This window comes from Solibacillus sp. FSL W7-1464, assembly GCF_038004425.1.
Classification (GTDB): Bacteria; Bacillota; Bacilli; order Bacillales_A; family Planococcaceae; genus Solibacillus.
Genome location: NZ_JBBORC010000001.1, coordinates 1,725,035 through 1,741,201, shown reverse-complemented (window position 1 = coordinate 1,741,201; position 16,167 = coordinate 1,725,035). Strand labels below are relative to the sequence as shown.

At 34.6% G+C, this 16,167-nt stretch carries 24 protein-coding genes and 1 pseudogene; 4 read left to right on the top strand and 21 right to left on the bottom strand.

The features are described 5' to 3' along the window. Positions 1 to 55 precede the first annotated feature (55 nt). Positions 56 to 481 carry a cytidine deaminase gene (locus MKZ25_RS08440; RefSeq protein WP_340801120.1) on the bottom strand — a complete coding sequence of 142 codons (426 nt, stop codon included), beginning with the start codon at positions 479 to 481 and terminating at the stop codon, positions 56 to 58. A 268-nt stretch (positions 482 to 749) separates the two neighbouring features. On the opposite strand from MKZ25_RS08440, the pseudogene MKZ25_RS08435 reads away from it, so the two are divergent. Beyond that, positions 750 to 1,234: pseudogene (locus MKZ25_RS08435) on the top strand (GNAT family N-acetyltransferase). A 52-nt stretch (positions 1,235 to 1,286) separates the two neighbouring features. Beyond that, positions 1,287 to 1,496, top strand: a complete 210-nt coding sequence (locus MKZ25_RS08430) for a hypothetical protein (protein ID WP_340801119.1) — start codon at positions 1,287 to 1,289, stop codon at positions 1,494 to 1,496. 51 nt (positions 1,497 to 1,547) lie between these two features. On the opposite strand, the gene MKZ25_RS08425 is transcribed toward MKZ25_RS08430, so the two are convergent. The 14 genes from MKZ25_RS08425 to MKZ25_RS08360 form a co-directional block, all read right to left on the bottom strand. Next, the gene (locus tag MKZ25_RS08425) at positions 1,548 to 1,862 is read right to left on the bottom strand and encodes a hypothetical protein (RefSeq protein ID WP_340801118.1); all 315 of its coding nucleotides are present in this window, start codon (positions 1,860 to 1,862) and stop codon (positions 1,548 to 1,550) included. Between the two features lie 73 nt (positions 1,863 to 1,935). Further along, a complete protein-coding gene (locus tag MKZ25_RS08420) occupies positions 1,936 to 2,172 on the bottom strand; it encodes a hypothetical protein (RefSeq protein ID WP_340801117.1) in 237 nt (78 codons plus the stop codon). Between the two features lie 43 nt (positions 2,173 to 2,215). Next, positions 2,216 to 2,677 (bottom strand): hypothetical protein, encoded by a 462-nt coding sequence (locus MKZ25_RS08415; protein ID WP_340801116.1) that lies wholly within the window; start codon positions 2,675 to 2,677, stop codon positions 2,216 to 2,218. Continuing rightward, the gene (locus MKZ25_RS08410) at positions 2,677 to 4,011 is read right to left on the bottom strand and encodes a tetratricopeptide repeat protein (protein WP_340801115.1); all 1,335 of its coding nucleotides are present in this window, start codon (positions 4,009 to 4,011) and stop codon (positions 2,677 to 2,679) included. Before MKZ25_RS08410 ends, MKZ25_RS08415 begins: the two co-directional genes overlap by 1 nt. Before the next feature lie 315 nt (positions 4,012 to 4,326). After that, positions 4,327 to 4,590, bottom strand: a complete 264-nt coding sequence (locus MKZ25_RS08405; protein ID WP_340801114.1) for a CPCC family cysteine-rich protein — start codon at positions 4,588 to 4,590, stop codon at positions 4,327 to 4,329. 211 nt (positions 4,591 to 4,801) lie between these two features. After that, entirely contained in the window at positions 4,802 to 5,353 is a 552-nt protein-coding gene (locus MKZ25_RS08400; RefSeq protein WP_340801113.1) for a hypothetical protein, read from the bottom strand. Between the two features lie 203 nt (positions 5,354 to 5,556). Beyond that, positions 5,557 to 5,862, bottom strand: coding sequence for a hypothetical protein (locus tag MKZ25_RS08395; protein ID WP_340801112.1), 306 nt, complete (start codon positions 5,860 to 5,862; stop codon positions 5,557 to 5,559). 67 nt (positions 5,863 to 5,929) lie between these two features. Then, positions 5,930 to 6,208: a hypothetical protein gene (locus tag MKZ25_RS08390; protein WP_340801111.1), complete on the bottom strand. Its 279-nt coding sequence runs from the start codon at positions 6,206 to 6,208 to the stop codon at positions 5,930 to 5,932. Positions 6,209 to 6,234: 26 nt separating this feature from the next. Then, positions 6,235 to 6,687 carry a GNAT family N-acetyltransferase gene (locus MKZ25_RS08385; RefSeq protein WP_340801110.1) on the bottom strand — a complete coding sequence of 151 codons (453 nt, stop codon included), beginning with the start codon at positions 6,685 to 6,687 and terminating at the stop codon, positions 6,235 to 6,237. 187 nt (positions 6,688 to 6,874) lie between these two features. After that, on the bottom strand, positions 6,875 to 7,219 hold the full coding sequence (locus MKZ25_RS08380; protein WP_340801109.1) for a DUF3221 domain-containing protein: 345 nt from the start codon (positions 7,217 to 7,219) through the stop codon (positions 6,875 to 6,877). 366 nt (positions 7,220 to 7,585) lie between these two features. Further along, a complete protein-coding gene (locus MKZ25_RS08375; RefSeq protein WP_340801108.1) occupies positions 7,586 to 7,780 on the bottom strand; it encodes a DUF6980 family protein in 195 nt (64 codons plus the stop codon). Positions 7,781 to 7,877: 97 nt separating this feature from the next. Further along, entirely contained in the window at positions 7,878 to 8,246 is a 369-nt protein-coding gene (locus MKZ25_RS08370; RefSeq protein ID WP_340801107.1) for a hypothetical protein, read from the bottom strand. A gap of 72 nt (positions 8,247 to 8,318) precedes the next feature. Further along, positions 8,319 to 9,188, bottom strand: a complete 870-nt coding sequence (locus MKZ25_RS08365; protein ID WP_340801106.1) for a DUF3298 domain-containing protein — start codon at positions 9,186 to 9,188, stop codon at positions 8,319 to 8,321. After that, positions 9,181 to 9,678 carry an RNA polymerase sigma factor gene (locus tag MKZ25_RS08360; protein WP_340801105.1) on the bottom strand — a complete coding sequence of 166 codons (498 nt, stop codon included), beginning with the start codon at positions 9,676 to 9,678 and terminating at the stop codon, positions 9,181 to 9,183. The genes MKZ25_RS08365 and MKZ25_RS08360 overlap by 8 nt, the downstream gene beginning before the upstream one ends. A 249-nt stretch (positions 9,679 to 9,927) precedes the next feature. On the opposite strand from MKZ25_RS08360, the gene MKZ25_RS08355 reads away from it, so the two are divergent. Next, entirely contained in the window at positions 9,928 to 10,398 is a 471-nt protein-coding gene (locus MKZ25_RS08355; RefSeq protein ID WP_340801104.1) for an amino acid oxidase, read from the top strand. 61 nt (positions 10,399 to 10,459) lie between these two features. Here the strand turns inward: MKZ25_RS08355 and tnpC are convergent, their stop codons facing one another. From tnpC to MKZ25_RS08340, 3 genes are read right to left on the bottom strand one after another with little or no spacing between them, the layout of a single operon-like run. Then, entirely contained in the window at positions 10,460 to 12,022 is a 1,563-nt protein-coding gene (tnpC, locus tag MKZ25_RS08350; RefSeq protein ID WP_340801103.1) for an IS66 family transposase, read from the bottom strand. Positions 12,023 to 12,075: 53 nt separating this feature from the next. Continuing rightward, positions 12,076 to 12,429 (bottom strand): IS66 family insertion sequence element accessory protein TnpB, encoded by a 354-nt coding sequence (gene tnpB / locus MKZ25_RS08345; RefSeq protein ID WP_340732394.1) that lies wholly within the window; start codon positions 12,427 to 12,429, stop codon positions 12,076 to 12,078. Continuing rightward, complete coding sequence (locus MKZ25_RS08340; RefSeq protein ID WP_340801102.1) at positions 12,426 to 12,617, bottom strand: hypothetical protein; 192 nt, start codon at positions 12,615 to 12,617, stop codon at positions 12,426 to 12,428. The genes tnpB and MKZ25_RS08340 overlap by 4 nt, the downstream gene beginning before the upstream one ends. 291 nt (positions 12,618 to 12,908) lie before the next feature. On the opposite strand from MKZ25_RS08340, the gene MKZ25_RS08335 reads away from it, so the two are divergent. Beyond that, the gene (locus MKZ25_RS08335) at positions 12,909 to 13,469 is read left to right on the top strand and encodes a GNAT family N-acetyltransferase (RefSeq protein ID WP_340801101.1); all 561 of its coding nucleotides are present in this window, start codon (positions 12,909 to 12,911) and stop codon (positions 13,467 to 13,469) included. A gap of 257 nt (positions 13,470 to 13,726) precedes the next feature. Here MKZ25_RS08335 and MKZ25_RS08330 read toward each other — a convergent pair whose 3' ends face one another. The 3 genes from MKZ25_RS08330 to MKZ25_RS08320 all read right to left on the bottom strand — a co-directional run bounded on the left by MKZ25_RS08330 (position 13,727) and on the right by MKZ25_RS08320 (position 15,940). Next, positions 13,727 to 14,161: a hypothetical protein gene (locus MKZ25_RS08330; RefSeq protein ID WP_340801100.1), complete on the bottom strand. Its 435-nt coding sequence runs from the start codon at positions 14,159 to 14,161 to the stop codon at positions 13,727 to 13,729. Positions 14,162 to 14,606: 445 nt separating this feature from the next. Beyond that, positions 14,607 to 15,377: a polyphosphate kinase gene (locus MKZ25_RS08325; protein ID WP_340801099.1), complete on the bottom strand. Its 771-nt coding sequence runs from the start codon at positions 15,375 to 15,377 to the stop codon at positions 14,607 to 14,609. Next, complete coding sequence (locus tag MKZ25_RS08320; RefSeq protein WP_340801098.1) at positions 15,362 to 15,940, bottom strand: sigma-70 family RNA polymerase sigma factor; 579 nt, start codon at positions 15,938 to 15,940, stop codon at positions 15,362 to 15,364. The genes MKZ25_RS08325 and MKZ25_RS08320 overlap by 16 nt, the downstream gene beginning before the upstream one ends. Positions 15,941 to 16,167: the final 227 nt, after the last annotated feature.

The following is a 16,167-nucleotide window of genomic DNA, read 5'->3' as shown; positions in this document are numbered from 1 at the left end:
GAGGAAATCCATGCATCGATTTCCTCTATCTTTTGTTGCTTCAATTCAATAACGGCTAAAATTTCTGCCAATGCTCGGTCATTTCATCGTAATATGTATCTGTCCAATGGTAAGGTTGCAGTTCCTTTAATGTTTTAAAAATAACGGCCTGGGTATCATTTGAAATCGCACATTGTACTTGAGGTCCCCAGTAAAATAAACGTTCCTGGCAAATACCACAAGGTGAAAGTACTTTTAATGGTGAAAGTTCATTTTCCCTTGCCAAGCAAATACTATGTGTAACTTTTTTATTGAATTTATAGGCTTCTAAAATAGCACCCGTTTCCATACAAAGAGCGGTTGAATCATTAATCACTTCCGGTGCCACACTTGTATAAATCGTTCCATCTTCTACACGAACCGCTGCCGCACCACCCCGCCCACTCGAATACCTTACATCCACCAATTCTTTTACTGCATTATAAAGTTCTTTATCTAGCATTGATTCCAGCTCCTTATATTCTTTAATCATACGACTAAATTATTTCACTGCTTTTCGAGTTGTAAAGTATTACGGTATTTTCATTATGAAAATCTATCCCCATATCAGATTCACCCGTCAATTCCAAGTTGTTCTTTTAGTTTGTACTAAATATAGTTTCGACAAAATATACCTTCATACCTTTCGTTTCCAAAGATAGGGTTGCTAAAAATGATATATATTGTAAAATTTAGAAAATACATATAGTTATAGGCGGTGTAAACAGAAAATGAACTCCCCAATTGTGAAACAGTATAATAATGAATATCAAGCTCAGGTGGTTGATTTAATTCTTCATATTCAGCAGCAGGAATACAACATTGAGATAACAAAGAATGATCAACCCGATTTGTTTAAAATAGAAGAATTTTATCAGACTGGGAACGGAAACTTTTGGGTAGCTATTTATAATGATAAAGTAGTTGGTACAATAAGTCTTTTAGATATAGGTGATAACCGAGTTGCCTTAAGAAAAATGTTTGTTGATCAAAATTACCGCGAAGCAAAATTCAAAACCGCAAGTCTATTATTAAACACAGCAATTAAATGGGCAGAAGAACATTCAATAAAGGTTATCTATCTAGGTACTACACCCAATTTTTAGCCGCTCATCGATTTTACGAAAAGAATGGATTTACAAGTATAGAAAAATTACCTGAAAGTTTCCCTGTATTGCAGGTGGATAAATTATTTTATCGGTATTTCGTTCAATAGATGAGTATGTTAGAAGATAAGAAATGGATTTACAAGAAAGGAGATATTGCCATTGAATAATAATAAACTTAGTCTGTTAATTGCCATAGTTGGAAGTATTTTTATTCTAACTATTGGCGGAGTATTATTTAACCAAATTTATAAGAATCATCAAGCAAATGAACTTATTATCAAGAAATGCTTTGAAAACTTCCATCAAGCGGAAGAAGTGGTGATAAAGAAGGATGGGTTTTGGTCTCCGGTAATTTGTGAGAAAAAATAGCATAAAAATTAAAGTCTTTTATGCTATCCAATACATAGTGTTCTTCAGTTTTTAATAGTGCCGATTTTGAAATACGTTAATTGATACTATTTCTTTTTTCTCCAGAAATATCGGCGCTATATTTAATAAGATCGAAATTATAGTTAAAAACCATAATGCCCTTTCCATACCTGGTACTACATCTTCTATAGCCGCCCAATCATTTACCTCTACCCAATTCGTTATCAGCGTGTATTCGGCACAAAGGGTTAATGCTGTAAACGATAACCCCATTGCCATCGCAAGTTTGTAATCTTTACCTGTAAAGTACATAAACAGGTTTGTAAAAGTTGCGCCTATCGCAATAAGACCTATTAAAAACCACATAATGATGCCCCCTCCCCCATATCTTCCCATTTCTAGTATAGACATGAATTGTAACAATATGGTTCCCGAAGATTTAATATGTCGGTGAATAAATTCTCCCTGTATCCGTATCAATCACAAATTCCACCTGAATTGTTGCATCATACGGAATTCGGCTAAATTGATAATACGAACACAAAAACTGCATAATTTCTAGGCTTGAGGATGCGTGCTTTTTTGCATGTCTATAAATTTTGTTTAACTGCTCTAATGTATAGTTTGGTCCAGTTAACAGCATTTGCTGATCATATCCATCCATTTCAACTAGCATATTTGATCACTACTGGTTGCTAGCCAGTCGTATAGCTTAAATTTTAAGCATCACGCGTATAAATTTCTTCCATCTTATCAAAAACAATGCTATCTAGAAAATCCCCTCGGACAATATGCAACCTTTCACAAACCGCATACAAAAACCAAAGCCACTGCTCCTCCTGCTCAGCCATTGCCTGCTTCGCTCCAGCTTCTATATACGGGAGTACGGTAGACTTCTGTAAAGTTTGAAAATATTGCACCGCTTCCTCAGCACCAGGCCAGTTGATATCCTGAAACAGCTTCACCATGCTTGGGAAAGCCGCGATGTTGTATGGATAACCGATTTTCGTAACTACCTTCATGCTATTTTTCCAGTAGTTCTTCCCATACGGTGGAAAAACAAGGGCAAGCTGATGACGTGGTGTATGCGCGACAAGCCAACCAATTGCCTCCTGCTGTATTTCTTCTGGTAAGTGCCAATGTAATTCATACACATAGTGCTTAATTAATTCGACGTCCATTACTCCACCTCTTCGTATTCAGGATGACCATGCTGCATGCAGCCAAATAGCTGACAGCCGCCACTAGGATACATATCGTATTCAAAGGAAGGCATATCACCGTTTTCCAGGCGCTGCCAAAGCATTTCGAGAGTTTGCTGCTGTTCGATTAATTCCCTTATGCACTCGTCACGATCCTGCGCTGTCCAATGCTCATCCAGCTCCCTTTGCTGTTCATCCACTTGTTCTTCCTTATTCTGTTGAATTGCTTGTTGGATGATTGTTCGGCACGCATCGTAGTCCTCTAATTGCCACAAGTTATACGCATAGCGACTGACGCAATATGGTGAAATATAATAGCTGTTCCATTCTTTTTCAAACTGGGCCCGTGCTTCCTTGTAACAACCAAGCTCTATGTAAACATCCGCAATTTCAATCGCCCCTGTGTAATCATCCGCTTCATCATTCCAATTGGCTAATAGCGCCTTTGCCTTATCAATATGACCTGCATACAGCCAAGATACGACCTCGTGTAATTGCGTAATTCCTGAAACACCATCACAATGAGAAAAGACTTTCGCTGCTTGCTCAAACTCACCGAGCTGAAAATGCGCCAATGCTAAATTATAGGTCGCTTCTTCTGTTTCGCTTAAACTGAGTGCCTGTAGTAAATAATGCTTCGCTTCATCATATTGTTTGTTATGTAACGCAATTTCACCGAGCATCATATATGGAAACGAGGACTTCGGGTTAAGGACCAGCGCTTGCTCTAATAATGTCCTTGCCTCATCCCGGTTCTCTTCCTCACGCAGCATAAACCAGGCCAAATTATTAAGACTTTGAACAGACGGTGTTTCTCTTGCTAACTTTTTAAATAGCCCAAAGGATTCATCATAGTTATTTTGCTCTAACAGCATAATCGCTCTCGTATTTTCCGAAATGAGGCCTGTTAAAAAAAGGTCTAGATTCTCCATATGAAAGGTTTGATGAAGCTCTATATTTAACGCTACTAAAAACCGAATAACTGCATGTTTCACCGTTTCTACAGGTAAAATTGGTTGCTCATAGCTTTCAAGGGGTGCCTGTATCTTAATCCCGTTTTCTTGTACCAAAAAACATAAAAGCGATTCGTCACAATTATTGGAATCATACTCAAAGTCACATCTGTTACCACTAGCCATCGAATGCAGCCATTTCCCCAACTGATTCGCCAGCTCTACAATATTGAAACAGGTTTCGGTCAAATACAGTTGTCCATCTATGTAAATTTGTAAATCTCCTTCGATATAATCGTTGTAAAATGCCCTCTGATCTTGATTTAAATGCTCACCTTCCAGCCGAAATTGAAAGATCATGTTTCTACCACCTTCTCTTTAAATTCATATTCTATAAGTTCAACGTGTTATAAAACTATAGCTGTAGAAATGATGATTGATAAAATTAAACAAGCAGTCCAAACACAGCCTAATATCTTTTGATTATGTATATTTTTCCCTTGGTGTAACTTTTCTAAGAGCTGAACTAAATTTAGAAACCATAGAATCGAGAACAATAAAGCACTTACTGGATATAAAATTTCCATATTAACATCATCCTTTACGACAGAGTAGTTTCTTAGAAAAATATAATATTGGATAAAGTACACAGTATTCCGTCTTTTTTTCCTTTACCTATAATGGTTTCCAATTAAAATCTTTTACATCTTTATCATTTGGTTCTCTAACAAATTCCTTACACCCTTCTTCACAAGCTCCAATTAAGAAGAAATTTTTCTGTGCTTTTCGTAAAGATGGTGTGTTTGCGCCGCCCTTATAATCCGGGTCATCATATTGAACTCCGTCATCTTCCCAAAAACAGATATTGCATATCTCATATGTTCCCGGAGGTTCTTCATCTAACGTTTTATAGCCACAACAAGGACAAGTATACTTCATCTCATCACCTCATCAATTATTTAAATTTCATTTTCCTGTTAGGTTTTCAGTTTATTGCTATTAAATCTTACCGATATTCTAACATAAATATCCAATTTCCTGTTAGATACCTCAACAATCCCCTCTTATGAAAATGAGCGCTGATCCTTTTTACAGAACCGCGCCCGATAGTAAATATAAATAATTTAATAATCACAGGAAAAGTTTACAATTATTTTATCGGTTCAATCGTTTCAAGTTCGCCTATGTTTGGAGTTCGCTTGTTCCAAACAAAGCTAATTGAATACTGTTGATTCTTTTCAACTAAATGAAATTGTTCACTAGATACTCTAATTTTTTTATCATTCAATACTAAATAATAATTTCTGTCCTCACGAAATTTCTCTTCTACTTCAAATACTCCACCAGTTGTAACTTCATAAGATTGATGAATAGTTATAGAAATGATAACAACTATTGAAGCTATTACAAAAATGGATGTAATACCTGTTTTTATATTTGCCTTTTGCAACCCTCTATTCAATAAAAATTTACACAATAGAAAAATGTATATTACAAATACAATTGGTGCAGCAAAAAGTGCAAAAATAAAAGGGAAGTACATCATTTCATGAAGACTATAATTAAAGTCTGCAATAGCTTGAATTCTCCCTAGTTGTAGTCCTAAAAATCCCAAACAAACAATTCCAAACAACCAATATAATGCCCTATTTTGTGCTCTGTACAATCTTTTAATATTTTCCTGCTTAATATGTATTCTCAAATAATCCCTCTCCCAATTGCCTATACATTTTCTCTTGTAATTATATATAGTTGAATAATTTTAACAATAAATCAACAAGTTCCTATTTTTATATAAAAACCTTTTATATGACGATATTCAAAGTCATGACTTTAAATGAAAAATAACAAATTTCTAACTATAGATATACTCACGCCCGGATCATGAAAAAACACAATCCCTTTTCAAGAATTGCGTTCGAGATTACAAATTACCGTCCATATTTTATAAATGATTTGACCATTTATTTCTGTTTTTCCTGTACAGACATCAACCTTCAAATTGATATTATCAGCCCATTCAGGAAAAAGAGATGTTAAATAATTGATTACTTTCTGGTCAGGTGTTGCATACCCTACATTCGTTTGTTCACTTAAGTACGCAACAAAATCTGGATATAATGCTCTCGCCCATTCATCCACTTCAAACTCCGAATCAAAAATACGAGTATCCTCTTTATGGCTTCCATTTATCCAGATAACATTTTCCATTGAAACCGCCTCATTTTCAAGTTTCTTCACAAATATCTAATCTAATTTAAGTTAAAAGTAGAAAATCTTATGGTTCTTGAAAACCCACTGTTGCCATTAAAAATATTACAAGATAGCCAACCAAACCAACTATACTTAATCCTAGTAATGTAAGTCTTATATATCCTTTCACACCGAACATGGCAAACAAAAATCCTAAAACACCTAATCCAAATGGTAAGTAAATATTAGTGCCAACAATTAAGTTAAAAATCTTTTCCCCCAAACGAAAAGGCATTTCAGTAAATAGTGAAATTATTAAAAAACAAAGAAATGCGGATACTACCGAAAAAATTACTCTCAACAAACTATCACTCCATTTTCTCTATTAAATTATTTATTTGAAATCCATTCATAAAGAATATCAGGTAAATTTTCTTCATTTTCGTACCCTCTGGATTTGATATTAAAGCCATTCTTTTCATAAAATCGCCGTGCGTTTTCATTTACTTCAAATGTATATAATGTGAGTTTCCCACTTGACTGTTCCTTTGCCTTATCAAGTAATATTTGACCGATACCAAATCCTTGATACTCAATATGAATGTAAAGTTGGCTGATCTCCCTTTCGTTATATGCAATCATACCAACTACTTTGTCATCTATTAGCACTACATCTATTTGATAATGTTCAGGTAATATATTATTTAAAAAATATAGATGATTTTCAAAGGTATGTCTTTCTTTCTGACCAATAGCGTGTTCCTTACTTTCTCGCCACATCGCCACTGTCTGTTCAGCATATTTTGGATGATATTGAGTTATTATTATATTGTTCAGGTTCACTACATTGCCTCCCCATCTTAACGGCCTTCGTTAGTTCAAGTACATTTCTCTCGGTTATATATTAACATAAATATCCAAATACTAAATGATATTACTCCGCACTCTGGCCCTATAATTGAATAAAGCACTTTTCTTATTTAAGAAAAGCGCCCAATTGTGAAACTACTTATTTTTTCGATTAATTCTCTCATTTTTCATTAATTTTGATTTTATCTACCCTCGCTTGTCCTGGATAACTTTGATCTATTGCCGTTGTCCAAACAGAAACATTTTGCCCAACTTTTAAAGATTCAATATCATCTGTTGAAAACCAAATGGCATCCGGTCTCCCGTCTGGTAATTTTTTTGTTGTACTTTCCACTAAGAATCTACTATTTTCTATTTCAACAATTTCACCTGTAATTGAAGGTAGAACATCCTTTTCAACTTCGACATTTTCAGTAGTTTCTTTCGAATTATTCGTATTTTCGGTTTCGCTGTTGCAAGCAACTAAAAATACCGTACAGATTCCTATTAATAATAACTTTTGCATGAATAACACCCCTACAAAGAATCAACTTCTAATTTGTGCTGTAATAAAAAAACCGGAAAATAATATTAATCCAATAATACTGGTTACTGATGCAATTTTTATGTATTGAATAGCGCCGTCCGATATTTCAGGTTCCACTTTGTACATCCACCGTTTTCCAGCTAGTAAGCTTTCTTCAGGGTAGAAATAATTCCAAATCAATATCCCATATAGTGGAATAGTTAAGATAACCCCTACAATTATTTCTAAATTAGCAACACCCTAGAAAATTGTTACTACTAAACTTTCATTTGGTTTCAGATCACATGGTTATTACCGAATGATCCCGATTGTTTACTAATGGAACTAATATATTTTAGGAATATATTATAATTTATCTCCGCACCATGGACAAAAATTAATTTCTATTATAGAAGAACCACCATCATGAATTATTATTCCGTAGTCATTAGATTTTTCATTAAATATGACTATCTTATCAGGACAATCATAAGGATTTTCATGAATATCACATTTGAAATTTGCATGATATTCCATAAACTCACAGCAAAATTCTATCATATATTAATTCCCCCCTTTTAGTAGTCAAACTTTTGTTAGTTCAATTTTAGCATTCCCCTGGCTTTGTTTGGTAACAACCCTTAAAAGACCACAATTATCATTTCTCCAATAAAGTAAGTTCTTTTGCTTCTATTGTCCGGCTGTCTCTATCTTCAGTCAATGTTTTCTCTTCTGTGAGAATAACACTAACGACATTATTTTGTTGTAAATCGCTAAGTGTTATTTTTTCACCATTATCAGATTTAATTAAAGTCTCATCTGTTATTTTTACTACACAAGTATACCCAATGTCATCAGAACCTGAACTGTTTTTTTGTTTTGTAACATAATTTGAACACATTATTTTTAAGTTGCCCTTTTCTATATCAATTATTTCACCAGTAATTGAAGTAATTGAAGACCCTTCTTTTGAACAAGCACTTAAAGCGGTTAAACAAATCAAACAAAAAAATGCCAGTCTTTTCATAAAGCACCTCCACGTTGGTACGTTCTCTAAAAAATTTGTTTAATAATCAAACTTATTAATTTTTTCCATTCATCACTTTATATATTGATTGCTCATTAACACATCCTGCAGTAGCTCAGTTGGAATTTCAACTATGACAACGCCCATAAAGCCCGGTGCAATTTCGAAGTCGTTAAAGGACATGACAAGCTTGCCTGCATCCGTAATATAAAAATTTTGCTCAGGTGTAATCCCCTCAAAAACACCCATTGTTTCGTCAAAATACTCTGTTCCGCCAATCCAATACATTTCATCGCCCTTTGTTTCAATCATCCGGTTTCGTAAATAGACCTCAATATAGGTATTAATAATCTCCAAATAGCGATCATCTTTAAATAGACTTGGCAATGTAATCACCGTCTCTGATTTTTTATCAATCGTCGTGTACTTCATCACGGTAGAAGAAGAAACAACTGTCACTTCTATGTATCGGCCAAATGACAACAAGTCATCCGTATCTGTTTGAACGATGTAGCCACTGTTGACGGCCATATTGCCAGCTTCCATATCTTCTATTTCTGTTTTGAATTGTTCATACAGTTCCTTGCCTTCCTCTGCATATTGCTCATTTAATGCTTGAATTTCACTCGATGAACCAGAGATTTGAGGGACTTTAATGTCCGCTGTATATTTGTCTTTTATCATTTCATACTCCGTAAACGTTAGTACTTTTACAACAGGTCCAATAATAGGCACATCAGCTAAACTTTTAGCCAGTGTAGGACTCGTGTTAAGTCCGACAGTAAATAAAAGCGTCGCAGCTGCAATAGATGCAAAAAAAATAGGGATTTTTCGTTTTTTCTTTTGTGGACGCTGTAAATTTTTCTCCACGATGATCCCTAGCTCTTTTGGTATGGGAACCGCTTTATATTGATCATTTAGCTGTCTTATTTTCTTATGCATGATGCATCATTTCCTCCTGTTCTAGCTCTACTTTTAATAGCTTTAATGCTTTATATAACCTTGATTTAGTTGTACTTACGGGAAGCGATAAAATATGAGCTACCTCATCAATTTTTAAATCCTCAAAATAACGTAGTATAATGACTTCTCGCAGCTGTAGAGGCAGTTGCTGTAATGCCTGCTGTAAATCCAGATTTTCATATGTATCATGCTCAGGCAATTGTTGTAAAGCCTCGTCGCCAATTAATAAAACTCGATTATGCTTGCGTAAAAAATCAATGGCTGTACGCACTAAAATCGTATAAAACCAACTTTTCATTTGTTCTGTATTCGTTAATTTCTCAAGAGCTAGCCAACCCTTTTGTATACTGTCTTGCACGATATCAAGTGCATCTTGTTCATTTTTTGTATAGCTAAATGCAAGGCGATAAATAGACTGTTGCTGCAATCGGATAAATGTAATAAATGCAGCTTCTAATGATTCGGTCATTCCTAGATTCTCCTTTTTTGTTGTCCCTGCTTATAAGACGGATAGAGCTGTATAAAAAGTTTAAACTGAAATTAATTTAATAGAATTTTATATTTAATGATTTATTTAACCTTACCAAACTCTTGTTTGGAAACCGACCGATTATAAGTAGCCAAAATACTCTCTATTAGTAATTCACTCAAACCACAACTATATAAAATAACTCATAAATGGTAATATGAGGGTGTATATTGTTTAGGAGGTATCACGATGAGATTAAATAAGATTTTAAGTATTATATTTATTTTTTCCTTACTAACTTTAAGTGCGTGCTCAAATAATGAAGTTAAATATGATGGAGAACCTTTAAAAATTGCTGTAATTGGCGATATTCCAGAATTAAATAACGAAAAAATTCATTTTGAACCCATTTCATTAGATGAATTTAGCGAGGATACAGCACATAGTTCAACAAACTTTGACGCTGTGATGATAACGCCTGTGATGTTTGAAGAAGCATCTCATGATAGATTTGTTGATATATATAATAACTCTAAAATACCTATTATCTTTTTTGATTCGGAAAAAAGGAATCTTCCGTTTACGAACGGAGGAACTACCTATGAAACGGCTCGTTGGGAATCTTTAAATAATGGCTCTCATACGACAATTTATCTATCCGATAGAGATGTCGATAGAGAAGATGTTTGGTATTTCGTAAGCCCGAAATATAAAAAATAGCGCACCTTCACGGTACGCACGACGAACGGCCAGCTAACTGAAATTTTTTTCAGTTAGCTGGCTATTTTGCACATGTGGCTTGAATATTTTCTGACCATGGCATGTAATTATGTAAAATCTCAGGTTGTTGATGAAACGATATATTAGGTAATTCCGTCATCAGCTTTACCAAGTACTGATAAAAATCAATTCCGTTTGCTTTGGCCGTTTCAGCCAAACTCAAACAAATGGCATTCGCATTAGCACCTGCTTCACTCACGGAGAAGAGCCAGTTTTTGCGACCAATAACATTTGGACGAATGGCATTTTCAGCGGGATTGTTATCAATGGCGACATACCCATTTTCAAGGAAAACCTTTAACTCTGATGAACGGCTTAATGTATATTCAGCTGCTTTCGCAATGGCATTTTTACCGAAGAAAGGCGAACGATCAATCCAATCCATAAATTCATCGACGATCGGTTTTGCTTCTTGTTGGCGAACTTGCAAGCGCTCTTCCGGTGAAAGATGTTTGATTTTCCGTTCGATATGAAACAACCGATCGCAATACTGCACGCCTATTCGTCCATTTTTACTATCGGCTTTTAGCCAATAACGGCGTACGTGAGCCCAACAGTTGGCGAATTGAACAAGAGGTAATTGACCGTAAGCTGAATACCCATCACAGATCACAGTGCCTTTGAATCCCTTAATTAAATCTTCTAATACAGCGCGCCCTCGAGAAAGAGCGCTCTTAAATAGAACGATAATGGGACCTTCACTTTGTACACTGCGACATACCCAGTTATAAGCGTTTGATTGAGCTGGCTTTCCATCTGAACGCTTAATTATTTGTGCATAGGTTTCATCTATATGCAACACAGATTTTGCCGTTAATAATTGGTTCATCAAATTATAAAGCGGTTGAAGCCAATCCTCTGCCACACGTATTACCCAATTGGATAGATTTTTATCATTTGTATGTAGTCCATGGCGCTCCCATTCATTTACCTGACGGTAAAGAGGTAAGTACTGGATAAACTTATCGTAGATAAGCTTTGCCAAAACAGTAGGACCGGCAATGCTTCTTTGGATTGGACCTTGCGGTGCTTTACCTCGTTTAATTTGAGCTTTTAGCAGGGCATCGTTTTTACACGTTTTGCACTCATACACATGTTCAAAATGTTGCACACGCTTCAGGGAGGCTGGAATAAATTTCGCCTCTTCACGTATCAATGTTGAACTGAACTCTACCATCTCCCCACGACAGCAGTCACAAGCTAAGTTGGCTGGGTGATGATGAATTTCTTCAATTTCTATATCCTCATGAAACGAATCATTTCGTTTTTTATTTGTCTTTTTACGAGTAACCGTATAACTAACCGTTTCGGTGCTTTGTTCTTCTGTCTGCTCAGGTTCGTTAAAAGACGGATCGTCTTCAAATAATGAGCCTTGTCCATCTGGTACTTGATACTTTGATTTTTCTGATTTAGAACCGTATAAAGCTTTTGTTAATTGGCGAATTTGTTCAGTCAATGCTTCAATTTGTTTGGTTAAATTTTTATTTTGTTCTTTTGTGTAGGCTAATTGTTCTTCCAATAATTGAATCACTTTTTCATTTGAAGCGTTTCCCAAATCATTCACCACATTTCGTTCAATTTAAGTTATGAATGATTATACCACTTAAAATAGGGCTATTAAAAGATACCTTTTGTAGATTTTGCAATCGCCTTTGGCTGTTGCAGAGATAATCCTTCTAATAACCAACGAAGCTCTTGTTGCGAAAGTTTGCGTACCTCATTTTCATCTTTTGGCCATTGTAATTTCCCATTATCTAATCGTTTATAAAGCATGGCGAAGCCATCTCCATCGAAATACAAACATTTATAACGATCCTTGCTCCATCCAGAAAACAGAAAGATAGAATCACTATACGGATCCAATTCGAAAGAATCTTGAATGAGCGTTGCGAGACCATCAATTCCTTTACGCATGTCTGTCTTGCCGCAGATGATGTAGATGTTTTGCACGCTCGTAAAATCCTGTTTCATCCCTTCAGCTCCTTCATAATGGTTTGGATAATGCGCTCATCTACGCCATTGAAGAAGGAAATTTCAGCCACAGCGGTTTTAATTACACAACTTGGCTCAGCAGTGTAGTGGAGAGAATGATTCGAAGAAATTTCAACTGGAAGAGGATCGAGTTTGACGGGAACAATGGTTAATTTGTTTGTAGACATAATGGCACCTCCTTTGATTGATACATTTATCGTACCGGAGGTGCCTGATGTTTTATATGCGTTGTTTGATTACGGGCTTACGGTATTTCTATTTAAAGAATGAAAAAGAGTTAGATAGTCTTTATAAAGAGCTTTTTCAAATGATTGAAACAATACAAAGTTAGATTTTATGTAGTTAAGATTGTTATAAACAGGTAGTATCATTCAAATGATTGAAAAGTAGTCTCCGTACTTACTCTTTTCAATTCACAAGGCGACGAAAGAAATCTATTCGAAAAGAGGAACTATAACTTGTATAAAGATCAGAACTTAATAATCCGCTCAATAGAAGAAACGGATTTACCTCGTATTTGGGAATTAGAATTTAACGAAGAAAAACCTGAATGGAAAAAATGGAATGCACCGTATTACCCGCATGAAACAAAATCTTTCGATGAATTTTTACCTATCGGCAAAAAGTGGATGAGTCAACAAAACGTTTGGGCAGTTGAAGTAGATGGTATTTTGTGTGGAACAGTATCTTATTATTGGGAACATGAACCCTCGAAATGGTTAGAGATGGGCATTCTTTTTTACGAAGGTGAAAAATGGGGAAAAGGGCTTGGCACTCGAACTTTAAAACTTTGGATTGATCACTTATTCAATACGATGCCTTTAGTTCGTGTTGGCTTTACTACATGGTCTGGAAATGAACGGATGATTCGTGTGGGTGAAAAATTAGGAATGCAATTAGAAGGCCGTATTCGTAAAGTTCGTTATTATGAAGGAAATTACTACGATTCGATTAGAATGGGGATTTTACGAGAAAAATGGGAAGTGCAGAATGCTAAATCCTGTATAGCCATACACTAGCAACCGAAAAAATGTACTCAAATAAAAGTTTGGGGTAAAAAAATCGGTAAACGTTGTTGTACTAGCGTTTACCGGTTTTTTTGGAATATTTTTTATACGCTTACTGGTCACGATCTTTAATTTGCATAAAAACTTGTATAGCCATTCTTTTTTTGGTATAAATGTGCATCCTCTCTAACACTTCCCCATTAAGATACACCTCAGAATTCTGTTTATTTCTTATTCTTTACATGTACCGTTGTCCAAAATTTTATTACCTAATCTGTATATTCAACGCTAAATACATACGAAACCTTACTTCCGTTTTCCCATTCTGCAATCATCTCGTAAAAATAATTATCTTCTTCCGACGGTATAATAATTTTATTATCTGAAATAGTTGAAGTCTCTTGCTTTTCGTTTTCATTGTATGTAATTACTGTAACTGAATCAGGGTTTTTCTCAATCTGCAGCAATAGTTCATCACCTTTTTTAACTGGAATGGCTTGGTCACCTTTTAAGGATTCGTATATTGTTTCTGAATTTGGTTGTCTCATAACTAAGTTATCCTCCATCCATTCATAATTGAGGAATTTCAATTCATACTTTTTACCATCTGCTACAATTTGTCCACTTGGTGCTTTTTTCCCCTCGTCGGATTGACAAGCAACTAATAAAGATAGAGTTGTTAACAACAAAAGGATTTTTTTCATCTCTGTTCCTCCTATAAGAATAATCTTTTTGTTTTTTCTGAGGTACGTTTTGTAAAATTGCCTTCAGAGCGCTTTACGTTTAATTTCTATAAAATAATATATGTTAAAGTGATGATTAAAGAAATGATAAAGGGATAACCTACAAGTAAAGGGCCCTTTGTATGTCCAATTAGACTGTAATCGAAATAGAGAAACTTACAAAAACAATGAAGCAGTTTGTACCAAATTGGCTCAAACTGCTAAATAATTTGGATATTAATCATAAAGTAATGAACTACTTTATAAAACTTATTTTACTTGCACATACACTCCATATGCGATATCCATACTTAAACTTTAATTTTCAAGTTCACCGAGTGCCCCTGTCCCTTGATTATTAAGAAATACAGGGGCTTTTTTATTAATCAATTATGGCGTTGAAATAAAGTTGATCCACTTACTATTATTAATCCTCTGTTTCATCCAATAATATTAGATGCCCATCTTCCGTCATAACATTGTCTTTAAAAGGTTTTACGTTATAATATTCATCTAAATCATGTAGAATCATGTGAAGTTCATCTAAAATTGGGTCCCACTTACTTATCTCTTCATCAAGAACACGTTGTGCAATTTGTTTGGCTTGCGTTAATTCCTCTATATTTTCTTCACTTGGCTCAATGTTGCCTAATAAAAGCAATATTTCGTTTAAATAATTAATATACATAGTATGAGTGGGAATCTCATTACCTCTAACTGCTCCCATAAAAATAGTATTTTCTGTAATGGCAGCAGCTTTGAGGTGAGCAGCAAATAAATTATAATTTGGATCTGAAAAATCATACTCGACACGTTTATTTGTCTCTGTATCTACTCGAGTAAAGGTAATTGGATCCCAATAAGAATATTTAGCGCCGACTTTTAATTGTTTATGTTCTTTATCTACTTCACTTGTGATAACAGCATTTGAATCTCCACTATTAGGAGGGGTTTGATTATTCAACTGAGTGGAATCTTCGGCACTCTCTTGAACATCATTATTAGCGAACATAGTGTAACCGAAGAAAATTAATCCAATTGTGAAAGTGAATGTAAGTGCATTTTGTAAATAATGAGGTTTGTAGATTTTCTTTTGTTCAACTTTTTGAATTTTGTTTAATACATTTCTTTTGTTTTCTTCTGTAAATGTAACGTTGATCTTTTTTTCGAAATCCAATTCCTTTAATTGTTTATCCATGAATGATGCCCCCCCACTTCATTAAGCATAGAATCTTTTAACTTTTTTCGAGACCTTAATAGGCGAGATTGTAAGGTGCTTTCCTTTTCATTTAAGATTGCGCTAATATCTTTAATGGATAATTCTTTGTAATAATAAAGGATTACGACTTCTCTATATTTGATAGGTAAATCCATTACTTTTTCAAATAGACCTTTATTTAAGGAGTTTTGTAAATATAGCTCCGATAGGTCTTCTTGCTTCGAGGAAATGCTTGATTCCTGTTGAGTTAATCGCTCAATTAAATTGAAATGACGTAATCGATCACGTTTTAAATGATTTTTGCATTTATTTGCAGCAATTGAATAAATCCAGCTTTTAAGCGATGAATTCCCTTTAAAAGTATGTATATTTTGATAGACGGACACAAACACTTCTTGGGTTACATCCTCCGTATCCGCTTCATTTTTTAAATACATATAAACAAACTTTTTTATTTCAGTTCCATACGTATCCATAATATCCACTATTGCTTCAAGCGGATTTGATTTAATGGCATCTAATTCACTTTGCTTCAATTCCATTCAAAAACCCTCCTTACTTACCGTTTAAAATATAAGACTCCAGAAGTAGATAAAATATTGCATTTTTATTGCTTTTTTTTTTTTTATTTATTTTTATTGCCCATTCTTTAGGACGACTCTTAAACCAATCCATATCCAAATAATCTCTCCCATGCAGCTAGGACTCAAATAAAAATTTGGGGATTAATTTAAAAGCAATAAATACTGATTTATAACTAGAAAATTCA